This is a genomic window from Endozoicomonas sp. GU-1 (assembly GCF_027366395.1).
Classification (GTDB): domain Bacteria; phylum Pseudomonadota; class Gammaproteobacteria; order Pseudomonadales; family Endozoicomonadaceae; genus Endozoicomonas.
Window position 1 is genome coordinate 4,091,672 of record NZ_CP114771.1, and the last position, 23,202, is coordinate 4,114,873.

The following is a 23,202-nucleotide window of genomic DNA, read 5'->3' on the forward strand; positions in this document are numbered from 1 at the left end:
CTGCTCAGTAGTAAATGGTTTGCTGAATCAACTGATTTCAAATGCGACGGGGATATGCACCCGGGATTTCACAAATTGGCTATTACGCTGCTCTGGTTTGAATGACCAGCGCTTAACGGCATCAATGGCTGCCCTGTCCAGCACGGGGTAGCCGGATGACTCAAGAATATCGATGGTGATCGGGTGACCCCGTTCATCAACAATTACATCGAGCATCACCACGCCCTGCTGATTTCTCCGTTGCGCCAGTTTCGGGTAGCGGGGTTGCACCCAGTCACGGATTGCCGGCTCGGTCACCATCACGGGCTCGTTGCTCAGTCCGGGGGACGGGCTTTTCTCAGTCACGGTTTTTTTCATCACCGGCTCAGTCACTTCAGGCCTGGTCTTCTCAACGGGTTTAGGCTTTTCGGTCACTTTTTCCGGTTTTTTCTTTACCGGCTCTGGTTTGGGTGCTTTCTTTTCAAGAACGGGCCTGGCGTTCTCTATCGGTTTCTGGACTACCTTTGGTTCAGGCTCAGGTTCTTCCTGAACAACCGGCTCTTTGACCGGCGGTTCCGGCTGGCTGACCGTGGCAAAGCTCAGGGAAACCGGTGCCTGGATAGAACCCATATAAATGGTTCTGGGCTCAGATTCCTGGTGGTCCAGCGCAACCACCACCGCCACATGGGCAGCAACGGATATCAGCAATGTGAAGAAAGCTTTTTTAGGCATGACCAGGAGCGATTATAGTGTTGAATGACCTAACAGCAGCGTAGGTTACTCGAAGCATAAATAGTGTTCAATAACATGAATGATAATAATTCGCATTGTTTGTGCTAATAAGTAATATCCGCCAATGGTTTGATCTGGAGCACTGCCCGGGCCGTAAAATTGGCAAAAAAACGTTTATTCAAGGTTGCTTACATTCTCGAAAAATCATTTACCTTCGGTGATTACGGTTATGGTGCTAAAAAGAAAAGAAATATCCCTGCCTGTTACGCTTTTCTACGATGGAGAATGCCCGCTGTGCATGCGTGAAGTCGATCATCTGGCGAAAAAGAACCGCAAAGGTTTACTGAAGCTGGTTGATATCAGACAGGATGGTTTTCAGGAAAAATACCCGGAATTTGACCTGGCAGAACTGGATCGGGTTATTCACGCGAAGCTGGCTGATGGCCGTGTAGTCAAGGGAGTGGATGCAACCCTGGCGGCCTGGGAAGCTGTAGGCATGGGGTGCCTGGTTGCCCCTTTACGCTGGCCAGGTGTTGCCTGCATTGCTGATTTTGGCTACGAACTGTTTGCGAAGAACCGTCATGGCTTATCCCGCCGCCTGGGGCCAATACTGGGTAAAAATGAGTGTAATAAACCCTAGTACTCGGGAACTATTTTTCCAACCGGGTATCTAAAAGTTACATCTCAAGCCATAAACAGGAACTGAACCAGCGTATGGGCTTGTATCTCAACAGTTAATTATGGAAGTATCTGTATGCTAGATATGAACCTGCCTTTGGTTTCCAAACTCAGCGTTGGCGTTTCAGATTCTACTGCCCCTTCGGCCCGCCTGGCAGAGATTCGAAAGGAAGTGACCGCCTTCTTCAGGCAATGCTGCCTGGCTGACGTGCCCGGCTCCGGCTATTGCCAGACCAAAACCCACCAGCATCAATGTGACCTGTCCGCATTCACCCATTGGGATCACTTCGTCCCTGCACCAGTGAATGCCACCCTTTTCCACTTCCACCAGCGCGGGGGAGCTTCTGGCAGTAAAACCGTCACGATAGAGCCACAGAGGAACCCGACACTCGTACTCCGACCTCCCGTTCTAAGGCTCAGGGATGCGTCTGCGCCAGGCTCTGTACTGAGTCCTCCATCTGCCAGAGATGAGCATTCCTTGCCCGTGGCGGGTGCAGTAGGTGGCAGCAGAGCAGCAGAATTGCCAACAGGGAAAATCTTCCTGCTCAACAAGGTTAAAAAGCGGGCTTTAGAGTTAGAGCAAGTGGCTGACCAGCTGACTAAAGTCGATAAGGGCTCCAGTGCAGGTGCTCAGCTGGAAGCAAGGCAGGAAAACATTAATGAACAAATAAACGCCATTACAAGCGCCTATCAGAAACGTTACGGACCGGAATTGATAAAGCATTTTGCGCTGTGGCAAGCAGCAGTGCGCAGTGCTCTGTGCAACGAAGCTTCAACAAGCCCACAGACGTTTGATCAGCTGCAAAATCAGATAAGTGTCCATCTCGAAGAGATAAAACACTTTTTGATCAAGGGCTATTACGACGAGTGCAATATCCTCTTGCAACAACTGCACAAGGCAAGAACCGCAAAGGAAGTCAATGATCGCGCCAACTTTTTGCGGGGTTTGATCAATGCCAACAAGCCGGTGATGCCCAATCAGTTACAGGGGGGCGACGACGACCATCTGTACGGTTACTTTGACGCACTGAGAGAACAACTGGTAAGCCTGCAATTCATTTTGAAAATGCCCGATATCAGTGCTGCGGATCAGCAAAAGACACGACAAAACATCATGATCATCACGGGAAAAGTGGAAAGAATCACTGAAAGTTTCGAAGCAATTTCCCGTTACGACCGCCTGAGTGACTCAAGCCATTTGTATCCCGCGCAGCTTGCTGAAATGCAACAGACCATCAGAAAAGGCAAGCGCCTGAGCACCACAACCCCCTCACCCCAGGATCAGGAGCGCCGGGCACTGGTGGCAAAACTGAAACAGGATCACCCTGAAGTCACCATTGATGAAGATGCGATTCTGGACATGGCAGAGGAGGATTTCCAGCTGGTGCTGGCACTGCAAGGGAAACAAACATTGACCAAAGCCCAGCGGCAAACCCTGCAAAGAAATGAGTGGCAACAAACTGACCGTAACAATCTGGTGGTTAACCGGGGCACTGAAAGGGTCCGCCTCCATATTTATGAAGACCGGTATCAGTTAGTAAATAACATAACCGGTGACATCATTGGCTCACTGACCCCTGATCGCTGGGAGCGAGTCAAGCAGCGCCTGAAAGATGAGGGAAAGAGCCTGGGCGAGGTTACCCATCAGATGGTTGTTGATGATTTCAAAAAATTCAAAACATCACCCTATCAGAATCAACGGTGTCATGATGTTCCCAAAGACTAGTTCAGGAAAGCGCTAATACCCATACAGCCTCGCTCTGCGTGGAAATGCAACCGTAGTCGTCTGTGATTATATCAAACTTAATGATAATGATTTGCATTTGATATTTTTTATAATTATTATCCTGCCGTTGTTTATTCTCATTGCGTATTTTTTTCAGCATGAGAATCAGAAGAAGCAGGCGGTCATTGGCGACTGTCAGAAGGCAATTGGTGGCTGTCACAGCCCACACTGGTACAGATTGAAATTCATGAAGTTTTCAAAAAATACGCTGGCGCTGGCTGTGATGGCGGCCACTGTTTCTCTTGCGCAAACCTCGCCTGTTTTGGCTGAAACTGCCACAGAAAGCACCGATAAAAAATATCAGCCGACTCTGATGAATCAGGTTACGGTAACCGCTGCACGTTCTGAGAAGCAGTTGAAAGATATTGCTGGAACGATCGTAGTTATGGACGAAGAACAGCTGGAAAAACAGCTGGCTACCGATATCAGAGACTTGGTTCGTTACGAGCCGGGCGTCAGTGTTGGTTCCGATGGTCGTACCGGGTCTGAAGGTTTTAATATCCGGGGTATGGAAGACAACCGGGTTAAAATTATGGTGGATGGCATAGACCAGCCGCAGCAGTTTGACTCTGGTTTTACTTACCAGCGGTCACAAAGAAACTTTATTGATATTGATGCCATTAAAGCTGTGGAAGTTGTTAAAGGGCCTGCATCAAGCCTTTATGGAAGTGATGCTATTGGGGGTATTGTTGCTTATCAGACAAAAGATCCCTCTGATTACCTGAAGTCTGATGGTGATGATACTACTGCTTCGGTAAAGGGTAGTTACACCAGTGCAGATCATGGCTTTGCAGAAACTTTCACCCTGGCAAATCGTACAGGTGATCTTGAAAGTATGCTGATTTATACCCGAAGAGATGTTGAAGAACTGGAAACTCATAGTGGTGCAGATATTGAAGGTAATGCAAGAGGCGCTGCTGATCCTCTGGATACTGGCAGCAATAACTTTCTGGGTAAATTACAGTATCAGGTAAACGATGATCATCGAGTTGGTCTGACTGGTGAATACCTGGACGCTAAGACTAAGGTTAAGCTGAAGTCAGGAGAAAAACTGCTGCCAGGCGGTACAACAGGCGAAGATATTGCCAGCCGTAAGCGAATTGGTGCCTTTCATGAATGGGAGGCAGGTCTCACTGCTTTTGATAGTCTGAGAACCCAGCTGGACTGGCAAGATTCAAAGATGGACCAGACGACCTGGATCCCGGCCACAAGTAGATACAATGACCGTAAGAATGTTTACTTCTATGGAGAAAAAAGCATTCAGCTGGCGACTCAGTTTGATAAACAGGTTCAGTTAGGCAATACCGAGCATAGCTTTGTTTATGGTTTTGATGTCAATGATGTAAAAACAGAAAACAGAAATATCAGTTACGAGACCGGGAAAGATCCTGCTGACAAAACGTACATTCCAAGTGTTGATAAGCTGGCATATGGCCTTTTTGTTCAGGATGAAATTACTTTAACTGACCGATTGGTGTTAACCCCCGGGGTACGATTTGACAGCTATAAGTATTCTCCAGGAGGGGATAAGCTGGAAAAAAGTACAGGGAATAAGCTGACTAGCCGACTTGGTGCTGTTTATAACTTGAGCGATGAGCTTTCCGTTTTTGGTCAGTATAGCCAAGGGTTTAAAGCACCGGACTTATACGATATGTACTATACCCATGAGGGTGTAGGCTTCGATGGTAAACCCTATAAAACTATATCAAACCCGGACTTGAAAGCAGAAGAGAGCCAGTCTGTTGAGTTTGGTTTAAGAGGTGATAATCATAGAGGTAGTTTTGAAGTTGTAGCTTTTTATAATCGCTACTCAAACTTCATAGATACATTCACTGATATGAGTGACCAAACATACACCGGAGGAATCACTCAAGCACAGAATATTGGTAAAGCTGAGATTCAAGGTGTAGAACTCAGGGGTCAATTATGGCTTGACGAAACAATCGGTGCCCCTATGGGAACAACACTACGAGGGTCTCTTGCGTATGCTGATGGTGAAGATAAAGAAAATAATGAAAAGCTGAACAGTGTTGCGCCCATAACTGCTGTGATCGGTCTTGGCTATGATGACCTTTCCGGAAACTACGGTGGTGAGCTTGCCTGGACGTTGGTTAAAGGTAAAAGTGACTCTGATGTCAGTGACTCCGAAGTGCCAACAGGTAAAACCCAGTTTAATCCGGCAGGTTATGGACTTGTAGATCTAACGGCTTATTACAGTCCTGTGGAGGATGTTACGTTAAAAGCCGGGTTGTTTAACATCACTGATAAAAAGTACTGGTTACTGGAAGATGTCCGTGGTCGTAGTTTTGGCGATCCTGAACTTAACCGCTACACTCAGCCAGGCCGTAACTTCTCTGTCAGCGTGAAGTGGGATATTTAAGCGTTCTGGCCTCACTCCCACGGGCCCCCCGTGGGAATTACCTAAACTCTTGCATTTTCATGGGTAGTGAAAAACCGCACGGTGCAGGTATGCATTAGCCACTGAGCGTGGGAACGAAGAAAGCCAAGTGACCCTATTACAGCTTAACTTCCTGAATTACCGGTACTGATACAACAGCTGCCTTATAAAGCTTATAAATGGTAATGCTATTAGTAACCACAAACGTTGCCTCAATCAGACTACCACCGATAGACCCGGTCAACAGGTTGTGCACCAGCCAGCAGCAGGAGTTCAACAGGATCAGTGATCGTAATGGAATGCCTCGGGCAGAAAACAGGGCCCAGGTGGCAACAACCGAACCGATAATGGTGGGAACTTCATACCACTGCTCGACATTGGGCAGTGTCAGGCAGATCAGCAAAACAATGAACATGGCCATCAGAATTTTTGACTGACTTTTTACCGATGCATAACTGCGCAGGCTATTAATAACCGCACCTATTGCCGCAACGGTTGCCCCCATCAGCACAAAGTGCAGTGCCATCACCAGGCTGAAGGCAGTCATTTGATAGCGGAATTTCACATCATCTTTTTGCCAAAAGGCCATGATGCCGATCAGGAAGGCAAAGCCACCAACAAGCTGGGCAATAAACATCACGGTTTCTCTGTTAATCAATGGCAGAATCTCCCGAAGGAGATTCTGTTGTAAATAACGGTAATCAGAAGCCAAACAAGCGTGGCAGGATCAGACTGATATCCGGGATAAAGGTGACTAACAGCAGGGTGATGAAGAGAACGGCGTAGAACGGCAGGATGTTTTTAATGGCATCCGAGATCTGCACGCCACTGACCGAACAGCCAACAAACAGTGCACTGCCCACTGGTGGTGTACAGATACCGATACAGAGGTTGAAGGTCATCATAATACCGAAGTGAATAGGATCAATGCCCAGGTCCATGGCTACTGGCAGCAGAATGGGCGTAAAGATCAGCAAGGCTGGCGTCATATCCATAAAGGTACCCACCAGCAGCAGGATCAGGGTAATGGTCAGCAGGATAACCGTTGGGTTATCAGACAATGCCAGCAAAGCCTCGGACACCATATAAGGAATGTCGGCATTGGTCATGGCCCAGGACATGCCCATGGAAGCACCGATCAGCAGAAGAACGATGGCGGTGGTGATGGCTGAGTTCAAGATGATGCCTGGCAAATCTTTCAACGACACTTCTTTGTAAAAGAAAATGGCCAGTACCAGGGTATAGACGACAGCAATACCTGATGCTTCTGTGGCTGTGAAGATACCGCCGATAATGCCACCCATGATCAGGAAGACCAGGAACAGACTTGGTAATGCTTCCCAGGTGACTTTCAAAAACTGTCGGAAGGTCGGACGGGCTTCTACCGGGTAACCACGACGTTTGGCAATAATGCCGGCAACAGCCATGATGCCCAGCCCCATCAGAATACCCGGCAGGTAGCCAGCCAGGAACAGGGCGGCAATGGAAGTACCGCCACTGACCAGGGAGTAAACGATCAGGGTATTACTGGGGGGAATCAACAGACCGGTTGGGCAGGAGGCAATATTGACCGCGGCAGAATACGATGGGTCGTAGCCCTTGCTCTTCTGAATAGGCGACATTACACCACCAATCGCCGCCGCAGAAGCCACCGCAGAACCGGAGATAGAGCCAAACAGCATATTGGCCATGACGTTGCAGTGGGCCAGAGAACCGGGCAGGCGACCGGTAAGAATCTGGGCAAAGTTGATCAGACGGGAGGCGATACCGCCATTATTCATAATGTTGCCCGCCAGAATAAAGAAAGGGATAGCCAGCAGGGCAAAGTTATCAAGGCCGGTGGCCATCTTCTGGGCAATAACGGCAATGGCAGGTTCAAAAGGCAGTGCCAGCAAGATGGATGCAAGGCTGGACAGGGCAATGGCAAAAGAGATGGGTACCCCTAATGCCAGCAGGACCGCGAAGGTGCCAAACAGAGCAATTATTGAAAGCCAATCCACGATGTTTCTCCAGTTTTTATGATAATGCCGGGACTATTGATTGGTGCCCGCATTGTTCAGTGATCAGGGCCAGCGTGATAAGACGCTGAAAAGCTGCTTAATACGATTCAGGGCCATCCATCAGGCATCAGCCGTGCCACGGAGGAGGTCGATAATGCTCAGAAGGCTGTAAAAAAGGATCAATGCGCCAGACACCGGAAGCGCCAGATAGATAAGGCCCATCGGCATACCCAGTGCCGGGGAGACCTGTCCCATGGCCAGTATTTTCAGGAACAGTTTGCCGCCGCCGTAAATCATCACGACCGACGCGAACAAAATGGTGGTGGCTTCAATAAACAGCTGGGAGATGCGTTTGCGCATACCGGTCAGGTTCATGGTCAGCAGATCAATGGCGAGGTGCTTTTTCTGTCCGGAGGTGTAGGCGGCACCGATCAGACCGGTCCACATGAAAAGATATCGGGCAAGCTCATCGGTGATGGTGCTCGGATCCCCCAGCAGATACCGACTTAACACCTGCCATACGACACAGGCTACCAACGCGCACGATAGCAGAATCACCAGGCCTGCTAATGACCTGTTTACAGCATTAATAAGAGCTTGCATGACAGATTTCTACCTGATTCCTGTCCACTTGCCCGAGTTAAGGCAAGCTGGTCTGACCAATATTGAGTGTCGCGCTATGATAGGAGAGAGTTCCTGTCGTCTTGTTGATGCAGGTCAAAGAGATTGGAATTTGAGACATCCTGTTTTTTTTCAGTTTATTGTTGTCATTAATAGTCTGGAATGGCCATGTAGCAGCCCAACCCCATTTTTTTGATATTGGTCAAACTATTTGAAAATACCACAGAGATTTACAACTTCTGTCTTTTACTGGATGGTCCGACTGAGATAGCCTACCGCACATTGGTATAACAAGTGGGTTGGAGCCAGTCAGACTCAATCTTGATTCCTGCAGGCTTCCCGCCTTTATTTCTTAAAAACAGTAAGAAAGGTGATCTAAATGGCAATCAATAAGCTGGTTAGTAGTATCGTTGCTACTGCAGTACTGGCCTGCAGCGCTTCCGTATCTGCCGCCACACTGAAGCTGAGCCATAACCATGACCGGAATCACCCGGTGCATGAAGCTATGCAGTTCATGGCCAAGCGTGCCAAGGAACTCAGCGGAGGCTCCCTGAATGTGCGTATCTATCCTGATGCCACCCTGGGTTCACAGCGTGAGTCCACAGAGCTGCTGCAAATTGGTGCCCTGGATATGGTGAAGTCCAATGCCAGTGAACTTGAGTCTTTTGAGCCCTCCTACTCAGCGTTCAACATGCCTTACCTGTTCCGGGACAGAGATCACTTCTATCAGGTGACCATGGGTGCCATCGGTGAAAAGATTCTGGCTTCTTCCGAAGATAAAGGCTTTATCGGCCTGACGTATTACGATGCCGGTTCCCGTAACTTCTATGCCGCCAAGCCCATTCAGTCTCCTGCGGACCTGAAAGGTATGAAAGTACGTGTTCAGCCAAGCCCGACAGCGGTGAGTATGGTTGAGCATATGGGAGCATCCCCGACCCCGCTGGCTTACGGTGAGCTGTATACCGCACTGGACCAGGGTGTGGTGGACTCGGCAGAAAACAATATCACCTCTTTTGTGACCAGCCGTCACGGTGAAGTTGCCAAAAAGTTCAGTTTCAGTGAACACGCCATGATCCCGGACGTACTGGTGATCAGCAAGATTAGCTGGGACAAGCTGAGCGCTGACGAACAGACCGCACTGAAGCAGGCTGCCCGTGAATCTACCATGGAGATGAAAGAGCTGTGGGCCGCTGCGGAAGACAAGAACCGCAAATACGCAGAAGAGAAAATGGGTGTTACCTTTATGTCTATTGACAAGACCCCTTTCGTGAAATCTGTTGAGCCGATGTACGTAGCACTGAAGAAAAACAATGCAGAGCTGTCCGTTCTTGTTGAAGAAATTCGCAACACGGGCGTTTGATTCGCTTTCTGCCACTGAAAAAAGGGCCGCCATACGGCGGTCCTCTTTTTACCAAGTTGATGTCGTTTGTAAAACTGCGCTTAAATCAAAACCATATCGCCCTTTCCTGAAAAAGGATGGTCCAATTTCTTTATTTTGGTATAACAGTTTTGCAAAGGTATGTTTGTCACTAACCCATCGATCAGTTAGCAGCCGTTATGTCGTCCCAAGCTTATTCGCTACACCCCGACCGCCTTTTTGATGCTGATAGCAGCATTCGCAGCGTAGCTCGTGCCCTGTATCAGGAAATAAGACATCTGCCCATTGTCAGCCCCCACGGTCATACTGACCCGTCCTGGTTTGCTGACAATCAGCCTTTTGGTAATCCAGCGGCTCTGTTGCTCCAGCCTGATCACTACGCTTTTCGTATGCTCTATAGCCAGGGCATTACCCTGGAAAGCCTGGGTATCCCTGCCAAAGATCCAATGACTGAGGTAGAACAGGATCCACGCAAAGCCTGGCAGGTTTTTGCCGATCACTACCATCTGTTCCGTGGCACCCCAAGCCGTATGTGGATGGATCATGCCATGACCGAAGTGCTGGGTGTTGATCAGCCACTGAACAGTAAAAACGCCCGGTCAATTTATGAACACATTGATGCACAGCTGAAAACCGACGCCTTCCTGCCACGCAGTCTCTATGAACGATTCAATATTGACGTTCTGGCCACCACCGAAACGGCAGTGGATACGCTGGAGAGTCACTTGCGTATTAACGACAGTGGTTGGAAAGGCCGGGTGATCACGACGTTCCGCCCTGACTCGGTAACGGACCCTGAGCATCCGGATTTTGCCGCGCATATGGCGCTGCTGGCGGAACAGACCAGCGAGGATATCCATAACTGGTCAAACTACCTCAACGCCCTGCGCAAGCGTCGTGCCTTCTTTAAAAGCACCGGGGCCACCGCAACAGACCATAGCTATCCGACGCCTTATACCACGGTGTTAACCGATGAGGTGTGCCAGAATCTGCTGACCAGGGCTCTGGCAGGTACTATTACCGGACAGGAAGCCGATCAGTTCCGTGGCCATATGCTGGTGGAAATGGCCCGCATGTCCCAGAACGATGGCCTGGTGATGCAGATTCATTGTGGTGTGTTCCGTAACCATAACCAGTCACTGTTCAAGCGCTTTGGTGCGGATAAAGGTGCCGATATTCCGCTGAAAGCTGAATTTGTCCACAACCTTCGTCCGCTGCTGAATGAAGTGGGCAATGACCCGAATCTGACCATCATCCTCTTCACACTTGATGAAGATGTGTATGCCCGGGAACTGGCACCGTTGGCAGGTCATTACCCGGCACTGAAGCTGGGACCCGCCTGGTGGTTCCACGACAGCCCGGAAGGCATGATGCGTTACCGCCGGATGGTGACTGAAACCGCTGGTTTCTATAACACCGTTGGTTTTAACGACGATACCCGTGCATTTCTGAGTATTCCGGCCCGTCACGATGTGGCCCGTCGTGTGGATTGTAACTTCCTGGCATCTCTGGTGTGTGAGCACCGCATTACCGAAGAAGAAGCCTTTGACCTGGCCCTTGAGCTGACCAGTGGACTGGCCAAAAAAGCTTATCGCCTGTAATCGCATTAACAACCAGAGATGCTGCAATGATTGATAAAAAGCTGCAACACGAAAAAATCGTAGCCAATGGCTACGACGGCACCGAGCTGACCGCCGGTATTGTTCATATTGGCCTGGGTGCTTTCCACCGTGCTCACCAGGCGCTGTACACCCATGAAACCATTGCCGCTACCGGGGCGTTCCACTGGGGAATCTGTGCAGCCAACATTTTTGGCGGTCAGGAGCTGGTTCAGGAACTTCAGGAGCAGGACAACGCTTACACCGTTACCGAGATGAATCCGGACGGCTCCCGTACCGTAAAACTGGCCACGGCCATCGCCCGGTCACTGGCCGTTGAAGAAGACCGCAGGCCGTTGCTGGAGATTATGTCGGCAGAGACCACACGCATTGTCTCTCTCACCATTACCGAAAAGGGCTACTGCCTGAACCCGGCAACCGGCGAACTGATGATCGACAACCCGCTGATCGCCCATGACCTGGAAAATACCCATAACCCGAAGACGGCACTGGGCGTGATTGTTGCGGCACTGGGACAGCGTAAGGCTAAGGGACGGCTGCCCTTTACGGTATTAAGCTGTGACAACGTACCCGACAATGGCAAACGTGCCCGGGCAGCGGTCATTCAGATGGCAGAGGCGATGGATCAAGAGCTGGCCGCCTGGATTCGTGAACACGTGGCCTTCCCATGCACCATGGTTGATCGCATCGTACCGGCCATGACGGAAGAGAGCTTTGCCGATGTCCAGTCTTACCTGGGCTTTGCTGACAAAGGTGCCATTGTCACCGAAGCCTATCGTCAGTGGGTGATTGAAGATCACTTCACCATGGGGCGTCCTGAATGGGACAAGATAGACGGCGCGATGTTTGTATCCGATGTGCAACCGTACGAAGAGATGAAGCTGCGAATGCTCAATGGCAGTCACTCGATTCTGGCTTACCTTGGCTACCTCGCCGGTTATGAGACCATTGACGCCTGCATGCAGGATGAACAGTTCGTGAAAGTGACCCGTCACTATATGAACCATGAAGCGGCCATCACCCTGGAAATGCCAGAAGCCACTGACTTTGCCAGCTACGCCGAGAAACTGATTGAGCGCTTCAGCAACCCGGGGCTGAAACACAGAACCTGGCAGATTGCCATGGATGGTTCCCAGAAAGTGCCGCAGCGCTGGTTGAATGCCGCAAGAACACTGCTGGCGGAAGAGAAATCGCTGGCGGCTATTGCCCTGGGCATTGGTGGCTGGATGCACTATGTCTCCGGTACGGATGAGCAGGGTCATGAGATTGATGTCCGTGACCCGATGGCTGAGCAGCTGAAGGCCGTTGCCATTGCCCATCAGGGTGAGCCTGCGCAGCTGGTTAAGGCTTTCCTGGCAATGGATGCGGTATTCGACCCTGCTCTGGCGGCCAATGAGCGCTTTGTTGCAGCGGTAACCGACGCCTACAACACCATTCGTGAGCAGGGTGCCAAACAGGCCGTAGCTCTGTTGGCGGAACGTATTTAAACGACCTATCTGGCCGCTATCCACAACGGGGTAGCGGCGCTTTATGAGGATTTCACCATGGAACAGACCTGGCGCTGGTACGGGTCCAAAGACCCGGTAACCATCCGTGACATTATGCAGACCGGGGCAACCGGTGTCGTTTCTGCCCTGCACCACATTGCCAACGGTGAAGTGTGGACCGTGGCGGAGATTGAAAAGCGCAAGCGTGAAATTGAGTGGGATGAAGCACAAGACCGCTCAACCGGTCTGCGCTGGTCCGTCGTTGAAAGTGTGCCGGTATCAGAAGATATCAAGAAGCGCACCGGTGACTATCAGCGTCATCTGAAAAACTATCGCACCACGTTGCAGAACCTGGGCGCTTGCGGGATTGATGTGGTCTGCTACAACTTTATGCCGGTTCTGGACTGGACCCGGACAGATCTTGCCTATGAGGTGAAAGACGGTAGTCGTGCACTGCGGTTTGACCGCTTTGAGTTTGCCGCCTTTGAACTGTTTGTTCTGAAACGCCCCGGTGCAGAGATTGATTACAGTGAAGACGATCAGGCCAGGGCTAAAAAACGCTTTGCCACCATGACCGAAGAAGACATCGCACGCCTGACCAGGAACCTGATCGCAGGTCTGCCGGGTGCTGAAGAAGGCTATACCCTGGAGCAGTTCCAGCAGGCCCTGGACAGCTATGCCCATATTGATGCGGAAGGGTTGCGGCAGAACCTGTTTGCTTTCCTGCGCGAGGTGGTGCCTGCAGCTGAGCAGGCCGGTGTGCGCCTGTGTATTCATCCAGATGATCCACCCTGGGCGATTCTGGGTCTGCCCCGTATTGCCAGTACCGAAGACGATTTCGTGCGCATTACCCAGGCAGTGGACAGTATCCATAACGGCATTACTTTCTGCACAGGCTCGCTCAGTCCAAGAGCAGACAATGACCTGCCGGGCATGGTGGAAAGACTGGGCAGTCGCATTCACTTTGTGCACCTGCGCAGTGTTGAGCGGGAGGAAGATGGCAGCTTCTATGAAGCCAATCACCTGGAAGGCATGGCTAACCTGTACGACGTGACCCGTGCACTGATTATTGAGCAGCATCGCCGTCAGGAACAGGGACGTGCGGACTGTCTGATTCCGATGCGTCCGGATCATGGCCATCAGATGCTGGACGATCTGGCCAAACAGACCAACCCGGGTTACTCCTGTATTGGCCGTATGCGCGGTCTGGCGGAACTGCGTGGTCTGATGATGGGTATCGAGCGGAGCCTTTAATAACAACCGTCAGTGAGAAATGCGTCGTTCCACTGCCTATTCAACAGACGTCGACTTCATCTTTTCTAACGTTCTAATATACGACTGCAGCGTATTCAGTAACGTTGATGACTCCAGATAGAGGGCATGGCTGTCAGAAGTCCCGTTCTGCGGTTCTGTCTCTGTCTGGCTATGTGCGTTGAACAGATCTTTTGTCTCTTTCTCAAGGGCTTTCTGCAAACCTTCCAGCAGGTGAATGGTGTCTGTGATGCGGTTTGCGTGTTGCCGCCTGTCATCTTGTGCAGAAGGGTGGGTATCTTGCAGCCGGTGTATAAGGTCAGAGGCGTAATCGACACCCTGTTTCAGTGGCTGTAATGCTTCGGTCAGATTGGTGGGTTTCTGGCTGACCAGCCTCTCTGCCAGGGGTTTTACTTCCGGGCGGGTGAAATCTGCACTGGACAGTAACGTCCGCTTTACCTCCTGCTGGGAGATGATGCTTCGCTTCTTTATCCCGGACATGGCCTGATCGTTTTGTCGGGTAGAGCCGTTGCCGGGGCTATCCTTGTCCATGATGTGTTCATCCTGAATCCGATAAAGGTATTTGGCTACCGTGTTATCGGCTACTTGTGGAATAACCAGAATTTACAGGATATGGTCGTAAGTAGCTAACCATATGATTCCATATGGCCAGCTACTTATAGAATTCGATAGTACTACCGCCTGATTCTGAAGGGCACAAAATTGTCATTGTCAGGTATCAGTCAGAAGTTACGTTTTATATATATAAAAACTTGAGCTTTTGTTTGTTATAGCTATTTTCACACTGTGGAATTTTGGCTTCTGGGATCTTTGGTCGCTATTCCTGTCTTAAAAATAAATTGAGATGTTATCGGTATGATAGAATCAGGGTTTCCTTTGAGCCTTAAAACTCAGTTACCAGACAATGCTGTTTCATTAACACCCATTGAACAGTTAAATGGTAAAGAGCGTGTCTTGCAGCAGTTTGCTGATAAACTGCCCCATCAAATCGCGGTTGAACTCAGACAGAAAGATATCCTGTGCGGCATGGAAATGAAAGGCAGGCCGGGAAGCAAGAGTGAAAGCATGGCAGAAAAATTAAAAGAAGGTCCGGTCAGCTTTGTTATTCAATCAAAAGACCAAAATAATACCTCCGATAAATTAATGATCACCTGTTTTTTAAATAAGCCAAAACCGGGTTGCTTTATCTGCAGAAATGATGAAAACATCATGATTAATGTTAAAAACACGTCAGGTGACATTTATCAAAGTGTGGCAAATGGTTTCTGGATAAGTGGTGAGGGGGAAGATGGGACGGGAAGCATTCACTGTCTTCTTGATTTCGGGGAGCAGCGGATTATGGATTATCAACTGACGACATCAGAATCAACCGGTTCACCGGCTGGCAACTATCAGGTGGTTGATTCAACACTGCAGGTAAACGACTTTATTATTCCGGCAGTGACCCATCTGGAACATGCCAGTCATGATGGTGGTCGTTATGGTACATACAATGCTGTTTTTGCCAACGGAGCCGCTATTCCGGCGGCACTGTTTGAACACGACTTTGACCATTGGAACAGCCCGCCGGAAGCCTACCGCATGTTGTTCAGAAGTTTGGGGGGCGCTCTGAGCCATGCCTCGAAAAATCCGGAGCTTGACCTGCGAACCTTTTTGCATGTCTTTATCACTACCTGTATTGGCTCCGGACTGATTCTGGGCGGGGATGAAGCCGCGGCGGCAATACAAACAGCCAGGGGGTTTCCCAGTACCAGTGTTATCGGAACACCGTCGGATAACCCGGTATTGGAAAGGTACAAATATGCCGGTATCACGCTCAGCCTGGCCAGTTTCTTCGGTTTTCAGACCACTAAGAATGCCCTGGGAGTCAGTAGCCAATTTATTGAAAATCCCACTGAGAAACGCTGCTTAAGTGCGAAAATGTGGGTGATGGAGGTGTTTGGCAGTCAAATTCTGTCGATGCTTATCATTGCTGCCGCCATTGCCGGGGGCGAGTATTTTGTTACCGGTAGTGCCGAACAAAGTAATCCTCGAAAGCTGTTTACTGACCTGCTTTTAGCACAGACGGTTGTGCTTGGTCTGGGGGCTGGCGTGCAATCCAGGATGATTGACAAAGGTGTGTCTCCGGCCAAGACATGGTTGTTTTTTGTCCTTTTTCGGTTGGCCATATTCAGGAGTGCGGCCCTGGGGGTTCAGGTGATGACCGATCATCTGTTTGCCGATGGCGTTAAACCGGGGAAAATTCAGAGTATTGTGATCGCCAATGTGATTAATGAGCTGATGATCACGATTTTGAGTGGAATGTCTTATCTTTCCGGAAGATCAAAAGCCACGGATGGTTCAGAAGAGCAGCTGATGGCCTATGAACAGGATATCCGGGAACCGGCAACTGAGTCCGAATCAGCCAAAGGTCTTGATACTTACGCTGATGATCATCGAATTTCTGTCCATCCATTGAACCGGTTTCGGTTGAACTTAAGCCGATCCATTGATGCTGCGCCGAAAACACTCTGGGGCAAAGTGGTTTATTACTGTTTGCATCGGGATCCTCAGGGCGTGCTGTCTCAAGTGGTCACCAGCCCATTTCTCAGTGCGCTCTCTGGTCAGTCAGACGCTGAATATCGCGATGTTTTAACGTTGCATCAGGCGTTATTAAAAGATCGTTCAGTGTCCCTGCCTGTCAATAAACCTGAAGCCAGTGGGCTACCGGTATAATCTGATGCTGCTAACAGAGGCGATGATTGATCATGGATTACGATGATTATGTTCAGGAAAAGTATTTTTCACTGTTCCAGGAAAGCCCGGGTCTTACCGAGGATGATCTTGCCGTATCAGAAACCGATACCGTTAAAGAAAGAGAGCTTAAGCAGTTTATTAAAGACAATTACCTGAACTCAAAAGCAGAACCCATATCCGGCAAAAATGATCCCTGCGATATTGATAAAGAGATAACTCAGGTGAAGCAACTGTTAACAGGGTTGCTTGAGTCGGGAGAGATTGACCGGGAGATTGTCCTTGAGGCGCTCAGTTATGGACTGACAGAAATGGTGGGTTTTCTTCACCACGAACCGGATCATCACTATTCGTTCAGTGAGCAGGAGAAGGCTGAACTGCACAGTATGATGAAGACGGTTCTGCAAAAGACAGAAACAGAGGAGCATCAGGCCATTTGTGAATCCCTGTTCCCGGACATGGTCAGCTATCTCGAGTCCGTGGTGGCTAAAATCAGGACACCCAGGTTCTGACAAGACGCAGAGCCCTCATATGATTTGATTTTTGCTTTCTTTGATCGCTGCTCTTATCTTTAAAAACAAATTGGGATGTTATCGGTATGATTGAATCAGGGTCTTCTCTGAGTCTGAGAACTCAGTTCCAGCACAATGATTTTTCATTAACACCGATCAATACTTCTAAGGAAGTAGAGTCCATACCTCAGCAGTTTGCTGAACAACTGCCCCATCAAATTGCGGTCGAACTCAGACAGAAAGATACTTTGCCCGGGATAGAAATGATAGAGAGGTCGGGTAGTAAGGTTGCAAGCCTGGCAGAAAAATTAAAAGAAGGTCCAGTCAGCTTTATTATTCAATCAAAGGGCCAAAATAATATTCCCAATGAATTAACGATTACCTGTTCCTTAAATGCGCCAAAACCGGGTTGCTTTATCTGTAAAGATGATAAGACCATCATGGTCAATGTGGAAAGCAGTTCAGGTATTACTGAGGCAACGGCGGTGGGTGGTTTCTGGGTGAGCGATGATCAGGAATGTGAGGCGGAGAGTATTCACTGTCTTCTTGATTTCGGGGAGCGGCGGGTTATGGATTATCGACTGGCGAAATCAGCATCAGGCGATTCCCGGCCTGACAGCTATCAGGTGGTTGATTCAACACTGCAGGTAAACGACTTTATTATTCCGGCAGTGACCCATCTGGAAACTGCCACTCATGATGATGGTCGTTATGGTACACACAATGCTGTTTTTGCTAATAGAGCCGCTATTCCGGCGGCGCTGTTTGAACACGACTTTGAACATTGGAACAGCCCGCCGGAAGCTTGCAGAATGTTGTTCAGAAGTTTGGGTGGTGCCTTAAGCCATGCCTCAAAAAATCCGGAGCCAGACCTCAGAACATTCTTGCATGCCTTTACCACTACCTGTATTGGCTCCGGACTGTTTCTGGGAGGGGATGAAGTGGCTGCGGCAGTACAGACAGCCTTGGGTTACCCCAGTACCAGTTTTCTCGGAACCCCTTCGGACAACCCGGTATTGGAAAGGTTCAAATATGCCGGTGTTATTCTCAGCCTGGTCAGTTTTTTTGGTTTTCAGAGCACTAAGAATGCCTTGGGAATCAATAGTCAATTTATTGAAAACCCCGCTGAGAAACGCTGCTTAAGTGTGAAAATGTGGGTCATTGAACTTTTTGGCAGCCAGGTTTTGACAATGCTTACCGTTGGTGCCTCCATTGCCGGGGGAGAGTATTTTGCTACCGGCAGTACTGAACAAAGTAACCCACGCAAACTGTTTACTGACTTGCTTTTAGCACATACCGTTGTTCTTGGTTTGGGCGCTGCCATACAGTCCAGACTGATTGACAAAGGCTTGTCTCCAACAAAGGCATGGCTATTTTTTGCTCTGTTTCGATTGGCTATCTTCAGGGGCGCTACCCTGGGAGTACAGCTGATGACCGATCATCTGTTTGCCGATGGCGTTAAACCGGGGAAAATTCAGAGTATCGTGATAGCCAGTGTCATTAATGAATTGGTGATCACGATTTTGAGTGGGATGTCTTATCTTTCCGGAAGATCGAAACCCACTGATGGTTCAGAAGAGCAGTTGATGGCCTATGAGCAGGATATTAGTAGACCTGTACCTGAATCCGGATCAGTCTGTTTTCTTGAACTGGAAACTTACGCTCATGATCAGCAAATTTCCGTCCATCCATTAAACCGGTTCCGGTTGAATTTAAGTCGATCCATTGATGCTGCGCCGAAAACGCTCTGGGGTAAAGTGGCTTATTACTGTTTGCATCGGAGTCCCTTGGGTGTGCTGTCCAAAGTGGTCACCAGTCCGTTTATCAGTGCACTCTCTGGTCAGTCAGACACTGAGTACCGGGATATTTTGAAGTTGCATCAGGCGTTATTAAGAGATCGTGCAGTGTCCTTGCCAGTCAATCAACCTGAAGCTACCGGTATAATCTGATGCTTATTGGCAGCGGCTAACAGGGATGATGATTGATCATGTATTACGATCATTATTTTCAGGAACCGTATTTATCAGTGACTGGCTGCACTCATGGTTGAACGAGGCAGGCCTTACCAAACCTGCCAGACGTTTTACAAGGAGTGGAAAAGAGAATCACTTCTCTGGTAGACGGTGCTTGATCATCTGCCCAAGGGTGAGAATATCTTTTCGAACCTCTTTTACCTGACTCTCCACACCTTCAAGACGCTGATTGATGCCACCAAGCCACTCATTGGTACTGCTGAGACGTTCATTGTTTTCATCCAGCCGTTCATTGGCTTCATCAAGGCGTTCGCTGTTTTCACCGAGGCGCTCATTGGTCTCGTTTAATCGCTCATAGGTTTCATCAACACGCTCATGGGTTCCATCAACCAGTTTGTTGGTTTCATCCAGCCGACCATTAATGGTGTCCAGATGCTCACTGATATCATCCAGAATTTTGTGGGTATTCGTCATTAACTCACTGGTGCGTTCAAAACCGGACAGCGTGGCCTGGGCCAGTTCGGAGACATCCTCTTTAACGCTGGTAACCTCTGTCTGAATACCGGACATATTGACTTTGACGCCAATGATCTCATGCTGGTTTTTCAATGCGATGTGTTTGATATCCGCCATCGCTTTTACCAGTCCATGAATTGTGTTGTAGAGGGACTGGTGTTGCTTCTCCAGCATCTCAACTCTTGTTTCTAGCGACATACAGCTACCTGTCTTTTGTTGTTACAAAGCCTTGTGTTAAACCATTTTGTAGTTAGACAGCCATGCAGCACCCATATTAGAAATTATGGGAAAAAAAAGTGCTATTTATCAACCCGGGATTCAGGCGATGGCTGCTCTAAAGCTATGCACTGACTGCATGATCAGCATAGCAGAGCTTCAGAATGTCATCGGTTTTATTGATGAGAGAAATAAAAAGAGTGGTTTATAGTGGAATGGTGGTTTGGATTAAATCAAACATGATGTTCCATTAAATCTGAATAATCAGGAAACTGTTAATCTGACAACAACGAAGGTAAGCAATGTGTGGCAGATGCACAGGCATCAGGCATTGCCACACTTTATAATAAAATGAGTAGGGGGGATCTTGACAATAAAGTAAGTAAACTTTTATAGCGTGTAGAAGATGCTCAAGTTTCCGGAGCCGGTAGCATCGTCATTATCTGTTCAATGCTATTAACTATTTCAGGAGCCAGATGTTTAAATACCTCTGCATGGTCCCTTGCTGATGTCTTCTGGATAGCACTCAATATTGAGTTACAAAGCATATCTTTTTCACTCTGAGTAAAAGAGAATGATTGCTTTTTATTGTCACTCATGTGCGCAACCGTTTTGGTAATAACATCCGAGAGACTGTTAAGCAGTTCCTTTGTTTCAGCATCCTCAGGGTTTGCCTGTTTCGCAAACACCTGGTTTAATCGATTTACTTTTTCGGGTAAATCTGAAGAGTTCATCTTTTGACCTTTCTCCCTGTTAAGATTGCTGGTTTATTTTGCATAATTCAATAGCTCACGTTCATTGGTATGGAAAAAACTGCCCACTTTAAAATTTATAAGTAGCTGGCCATATGGAATCCTATATTTCTGGCTACTTGGGCAGGTGCCATGCGAGGCACAACGGAGGGAGCATAGCCGTAGCTATGTGACCGGAGTTGTAACGAAGCAGAGTGCCTGAACAAGGAGTCAGAAATATATGATTCCATATGGTTAGCTACTTAAGGTAGTACCGGTTTTATCGGTCGCTAAATACGTTTTTTTTATTTGGGTAATATGTTTTATCTCTGATAAATTATTGGACAGTTTTAATGGTTTGGCTAGCTGCTTATGTCCAGCATCACTGGGTACGAACAATCTTTTGTACTTTTTCTGGAGATCGTTAATCGTTTGTACTTTCATTGGGGACATAAGGGTAATTTGCTTCCATGGCCATGATTAGAGAAAAGGCATTTCGTGTGGCTTCCTGCCTTGCCTCTTTGCATTCTTTATGGACAGGCATTCCAGAACGGTAGACAAAACCATCTCTTTCCCGTTTCATTTTAACCTCGTTTGTCGTTTGATAAAGCTTTTTATTGGTCTTATAAGGACCACCGCAGTTATGGCAATTATGCTCATACTTTATGAACCCTTCTTCTTCTACCTCGACATTTTTACGCAATTTAAATCTCGCCAGTTGCTCGCTCAATTGCGTATCCAGACGTTCATACTCTTTGTCATCCAGAACAGCGAATGCCTTACCCGGTATCGTTCTGTTGTTGTCCACTTCCATTGGCAGTTCTGAATCCTCACTGGCTTGTGATGGTTCTGGCTGCCGGGTTCTTTGATGAAATTTTTCCAGCACTGTCTCGATGATGGTTTGCTGATGTTCTTTGGAGGTAAAGTCAACAGGCTTTATCCATTTGTTTTTATCAGGAAGCAGTCGTTGCATCAGCTGAGCATACTGGTCTTTCTGGTTGGTGGAAATAAATCGTTGGATCTCTTTGATTCGTGATTGTAACTGTTCCCGCTCAGGCTCTGCCAGCTTGCTTAAAGAGTCCTGGCGGCATAATAAAAAAACAAGCAGGGTCAGCTGATGGGCAACCACACTGAAGCCAGTCTTTGAGGCGTTAATGATCTTTTCCAGCGTGAGTTCCGCTTCATTATCCAAACCTTGTGCTGCACATTTCTCAGGATCTTTGGATTCACGCTCCATTACCCTGACAAGGTATTCTATAAAAGCATTAATGATTAGCCTTGGCTTTAATGCATCGCGTTCCTGGCTACTGATACCGTCCAGCTGGTTCCAGGCAGACACCAGATAGTTGATTAAAAATGCAAAGTCTTTCAGGTTATTCTTAGCCAGTGTTCCTGAAAATGCATGTACCATTAACCTCAGGTTTCGATACTTTCTATCGGCATATAACTCACCGATTTCGTGGTGCGTATTGATAGCATTCACCATTAAATCCAGGAAGCATTGAGATGGGAGCCAGTCCTCACCATTTTTCAGTGCATTGACCATGGTCATGGTCATGGACTTCATGATGATGTTATTGGCATCACAGGCGGTGAGAGCGGCCCTATTGTAAGGCAGCCTCATTGTTTTGTGGGCAAAGTCAATCAGCTGTTTAATAACCGTGATTTTTTCATAAACTTGCATCTCCTTGTCCATAACCGGTAGCCAGGCATTGGCTTTAATTCCCCACTGCATGCCATCCCGGTAACGCTGGGCGGTTATAGGCGTCTCCGGAGAAATGGTTAGTTCGAACTGTAATGCCAGATTACTGGCTTTAGCGATGGTTTTCGTCGGTTTTAATGATACTTTCCACTCCCTGCGATTATACCATTCCCATTCTTTAGATGGTTCTTTAATAAAAATAACCCCCAATCTTTTTGTGTGTTTCCTGTTACGATTTTTATTTTTGATGTCTTGTTTTAAACTGGTAATTGCTTCGTTCAAATCATCATCGTTTTCAATCATTTTTTGACCATAATACACATCGGTTAACTCATGTGAGTCACTTGTTATATAACGAAGCTTCATGCTCAATACTTCTTTTAACTCACTTAAGGTGAAGGCTTCGAACGGTTCAACTTCTACTTTTTTTGATCCAATTCTCAATTCAGTACCAGAATAATTATATCCGGGAGGATACGATAGTAATTTGCCTTTATCATCACGATAGGTGATGAAAAATCGGTTTTTAGGGGTAATATGAATTTCGCCGACCCTTCCTTGTGGATCAAGCTGTATCGGGTAAAAGTAGTCTGCTTTGTGTGGAGTGATCAACGTTTTTCCATTGCGTTCGAGCCTCATCATCACCTGATTTTTTACTGACAACTGATCTTCCCATTGGCCACTGGGTTCGATAACTATGGGTTCCACCGATATGCAGCCTGACAAATCCTCGGGGGAGTAGATCATTACCCGTTCAAATATTTCGCCATAGGGGCCTGCTGCTGGAAAGTCGTACGCTCTGGGCTCGATGAGGGAAAATTCCGGACGGTCAAAATTTTTCTGGTAGATCATTTCCGGGTCAACATCGA

The 23,202-nt window shown here is 48.2% G+C and carries 18 protein-coding genes; 10 read left to right on the top strand and 8 right to left on the bottom strand.

The genetic code is table 11. From position 1 onward, the window contains the following. Positions 1–27 precede the first annotated feature (27 nt). Positions 28–711, bottom strand: a complete 684-nt coding sequence (locus tag O3276_RS17130; RefSeq protein ID WP_269672419.1) for an energy transducer TonB — start codon at positions 709–711, stop codon at positions 28–30. Positions 712–940: 229 nt separating this feature from the next. On the opposite strand from O3276_RS17130, the gene O3276_RS17135 reads away from it, so the two are divergent. From O3276_RS17135 to O3276_RS17145, 3 genes are all read left to right on the top strand, one after another. Next, on the top strand, positions 941–1,351 hold the full coding sequence (locus O3276_RS17135) for a thiol-disulfide oxidoreductase DCC family protein (protein ID WP_146000143.1): 411 nt from the start codon (positions 941–943) through the stop codon (positions 1,349–1,351). Between the two features lie 114 nt (positions 1,352–1,465). After that, on the top strand, positions 1,466–3,115 hold the full coding sequence (locus O3276_RS17140; protein WP_269672420.1) for a hypothetical protein: 1,650 nt from the start codon (positions 1,466–1,468) through the stop codon (positions 3,113–3,115). A gap of 91 nt (positions 3,116–3,206) precedes the next feature. Then, a complete protein-coding gene (locus O3276_RS17145; protein ID WP_269672421.1) occupies positions 3,207–5,555 on the top strand; it encodes a TonB-dependent hemoglobin/transferrin/lactoferrin family receptor in 2,349 nt (782 codons plus the stop codon). Positions 5,556–5,691: 136 nt separating this feature from the next. Here the strand turns inward: O3276_RS17145 and O3276_RS17150 are convergent, their stop codons facing one another. The 3 genes from O3276_RS17150 to O3276_RS17160 form a co-directional block, all read right to left on the bottom strand. Further along, a complete protein-coding gene (locus tag O3276_RS17150; RefSeq protein ID WP_269672422.1) occupies positions 5,692–6,231 on the bottom strand; it encodes a YgjV family protein in 540 nt (179 codons plus the stop codon). Positions 6,232–6,274: 43 nt separating this feature from the next. Further along, positions 6,275–7,573, bottom strand: coding sequence for a TRAP transporter large permease (locus O3276_RS17155; protein WP_269672423.1), 1,299 nt, complete (start codon positions 7,571–7,573; stop codon positions 6,275–6,277). A 120-nt stretch (positions 7,574–7,693) separates the two neighbouring features. Then, positions 7,694–8,176 (bottom strand): TRAP transporter small permease, encoded by a 483-nt coding sequence (locus tag O3276_RS17160; RefSeq protein ID WP_269672425.1) that lies wholly within the window; start codon positions 8,174–8,176, stop codon positions 7,694–7,696. 397 nt (positions 8,177–8,573) lie between these two features. Between O3276_RS17160 and O3276_RS17165 the strand changes: the two genes are divergently transcribed. The 4 genes from O3276_RS17165 (at position 8,574) to uxuA (ending at position 13,932) form a co-directional block, all read left to right on the top strand. Continuing rightward, positions 8,574–9,554 (top strand): TRAP transporter substrate-binding protein, encoded by a 981-nt coding sequence (locus O3276_RS17165; protein ID WP_269672426.1) that lies wholly within the window; start codon positions 8,574–8,576, stop codon positions 9,552–9,554. Between the two features lie 197 nt (positions 9,555–9,751). After that, the gene (uxaC, locus tag O3276_RS17170; protein WP_269672427.1) at positions 9,752–11,173 is read left to right on the top strand and encodes a glucuronate isomerase; all 1,422 of its coding nucleotides are present in this window, start codon (positions 9,752–9,754) and stop codon (positions 11,171–11,173) included. Positions 11,174–11,199: 26 nt separating this feature from the next. After that, positions 11,200–12,678 (top strand): mannitol dehydrogenase family protein, encoded by a 1,479-nt coding sequence (locus O3276_RS17175; protein WP_269672428.1) that lies wholly within the window; start codon positions 11,200–11,202, stop codon positions 12,676–12,678. Between the two features lie 57 nt (positions 12,679–12,735). Beyond that, a complete protein-coding gene (uxuA, locus tag O3276_RS17180) occupies positions 12,736–13,932 on the top strand; it encodes a mannonate dehydratase (RefSeq protein ID WP_269672429.1) in 1,197 nt (398 codons plus the stop codon). Between the two features lie 36 nt (positions 13,933–13,968). Here the strand turns inward: uxuA and O3276_RS17185 are convergent, their stop codons facing one another. Continuing rightward, on the bottom strand, positions 13,969–14,481 hold the full coding sequence (locus O3276_RS17185) for a hypothetical protein (RefSeq protein ID WP_269672430.1): 513 nt from the start codon (positions 14,479–14,481) through the stop codon (positions 13,969–13,971). Between the two features lie 345 nt (positions 14,482–14,826). Here O3276_RS17185 and O3276_RS17190 point away from each other — a divergent pair, with 345 nt between their 5' ends. From O3276_RS17190 to O3276_RS17200, 3 genes are all read left to right on the top strand, one after another. Continuing rightward, complete coding sequence (locus O3276_RS17190) at positions 14,827–16,665, top strand: hypothetical protein (RefSeq protein ID WP_269672431.1); 1,839 nt, start codon at positions 14,827–14,829, stop codon at positions 16,663–16,665. A gap of 32 nt (positions 16,666–16,697) precedes the next feature. Next, a complete protein-coding gene (locus tag O3276_RS17195) occupies positions 16,698–17,195 on the top strand; it encodes a hypothetical protein (RefSeq protein WP_269672432.1) in 498 nt (165 codons plus the stop codon). 86 nt (positions 17,196–17,281) lie between these two features. After that, a complete protein-coding gene (locus tag O3276_RS17200; protein WP_269672433.1) occupies positions 17,282–19,144 on the top strand; it encodes a hypothetical protein in 1,863 nt (620 codons plus the stop codon). A 156-nt stretch (positions 19,145–19,300) separates the two neighbouring features. Here O3276_RS17200 and O3276_RS17205 read toward each other — a convergent pair whose 3' ends face one another. The 3 genes from O3276_RS17205 to O3276_RS17215 form a co-directional block, all read right to left on the bottom strand. Further along, complete coding sequence (locus O3276_RS17205; protein ID WP_269672434.1) at positions 19,301–19,882, bottom strand: coiled-coil domain-containing protein; 582 nt, start codon at positions 19,880–19,882, stop codon at positions 19,301–19,303. Between the two features lie 428 nt (positions 19,883–20,310). Further along, positions 20,311–20,634, bottom strand: a complete 324-nt coding sequence (locus tag O3276_RS17210; RefSeq protein ID WP_269672435.1) for a hypothetical protein — start codon at positions 20,632–20,634, stop codon at positions 20,311–20,313. 421 nt (positions 20,635–21,055) lie between these two features. Then, positions 21,056–23,185, bottom strand: a complete 2,130-nt coding sequence (locus tag O3276_RS17215; protein WP_269672436.1) for a hypothetical protein — start codon at positions 23,183–23,185, stop codon at positions 21,056–21,058. Positions 23,186–23,202: the final 17 nt, after the last annotated feature.

Bases quoted from the DNA above. Each gene is read 5' to 3' on its own strand.
- O3276_RS17195 (WP_269672432.1), top strand. From the start codon at position 16,698: ATGGATTACGATGATTATGTTCAGGAAAAGTATTTTTCACTGTTCCAG.
- O3276_RS17165 (WP_269672426.1), top strand. From the start codon at position 8,574: ATGGCAATCAATAAGCTGGTTAGTAGTATCGTTGCTACTGCAGTACTG.
- O3276_RS17200 (WP_269672433.1), top strand. From the start codon at position 17,282: ATGATTGAATCAGGGTCTTCTCTGAGTCTGAGAACTCAGTTCCAGCAC.
- O3276_RS17185 (WP_269672430.1), bottom strand. From the start codon at position 14,481: ATGGACAAGGATAGCCCCGGCAACGGCTCTACCCGACAAAACGATCAG.
- O3276_RS17160 (WP_269672425.1), bottom strand. From the start codon at position 8,176: ATGCAAGCTCTTATTAATGCTGTAAACAGGTCATTAGCAGGCCTGGTG.
- O3276_RS17210 (WP_269672435.1), bottom strand. From the start codon at position 20,634: ATGAACTCTTCAGATTTACCCGAAAAAGTAAATCGATTAAACCAGGTG.
- O3276_RS17215 (WP_269672436.1), bottom strand. From the start codon at position 23,185: ATGATCTACCAGAAAAATTTTGACCGTCCGGAATTTTCCCTCATCGAG.
- O3276_RS17175 (WP_269672428.1), top strand. From the start codon at position 11,200: ATGATTGATAAAAAGCTGCAACACGAAAAAATCGTAGCCAATGGCTAC.
- O3276_RS17140 (WP_269672420.1), top strand. From the start codon at position 1,466: ATGCTAGATATGAACCTGCCTTTGGTTTCCAAACTCAGCGTTGGCGTT.
- O3276_RS17205 (WP_269672434.1), bottom strand. From the start codon at position 19,882: ATGTCGCTAGAAACAAGAGTTGAGATGCTGGAGAAGCAACACCAGTCC.
- O3276_RS17130 (WP_269672419.1), bottom strand. From the start codon at position 711: ATGCCTAAAAAAGCTTTCTTCACATTGCTGATATCCGTTGCTGCCCAT.
- O3276_RS17135 (WP_146000143.1), top strand. From the start codon at position 941: ATGGTGCTAAAAAGAAAAGAAATATCCCTGCCTGTTACGCTTTTCTAC.
- uxaC (WP_269672427.1), top strand. From the start codon at position 9,752: ATGTCGTCCCAAGCTTATTCGCTACACCCCGACCGCCTTTTTGATGCT.
- uxuA (WP_269672429.1), top strand. From the start codon at position 12,736: ATGGAACAGACCTGGCGCTGGTACGGGTCCAAAGACCCGGTAACCATC.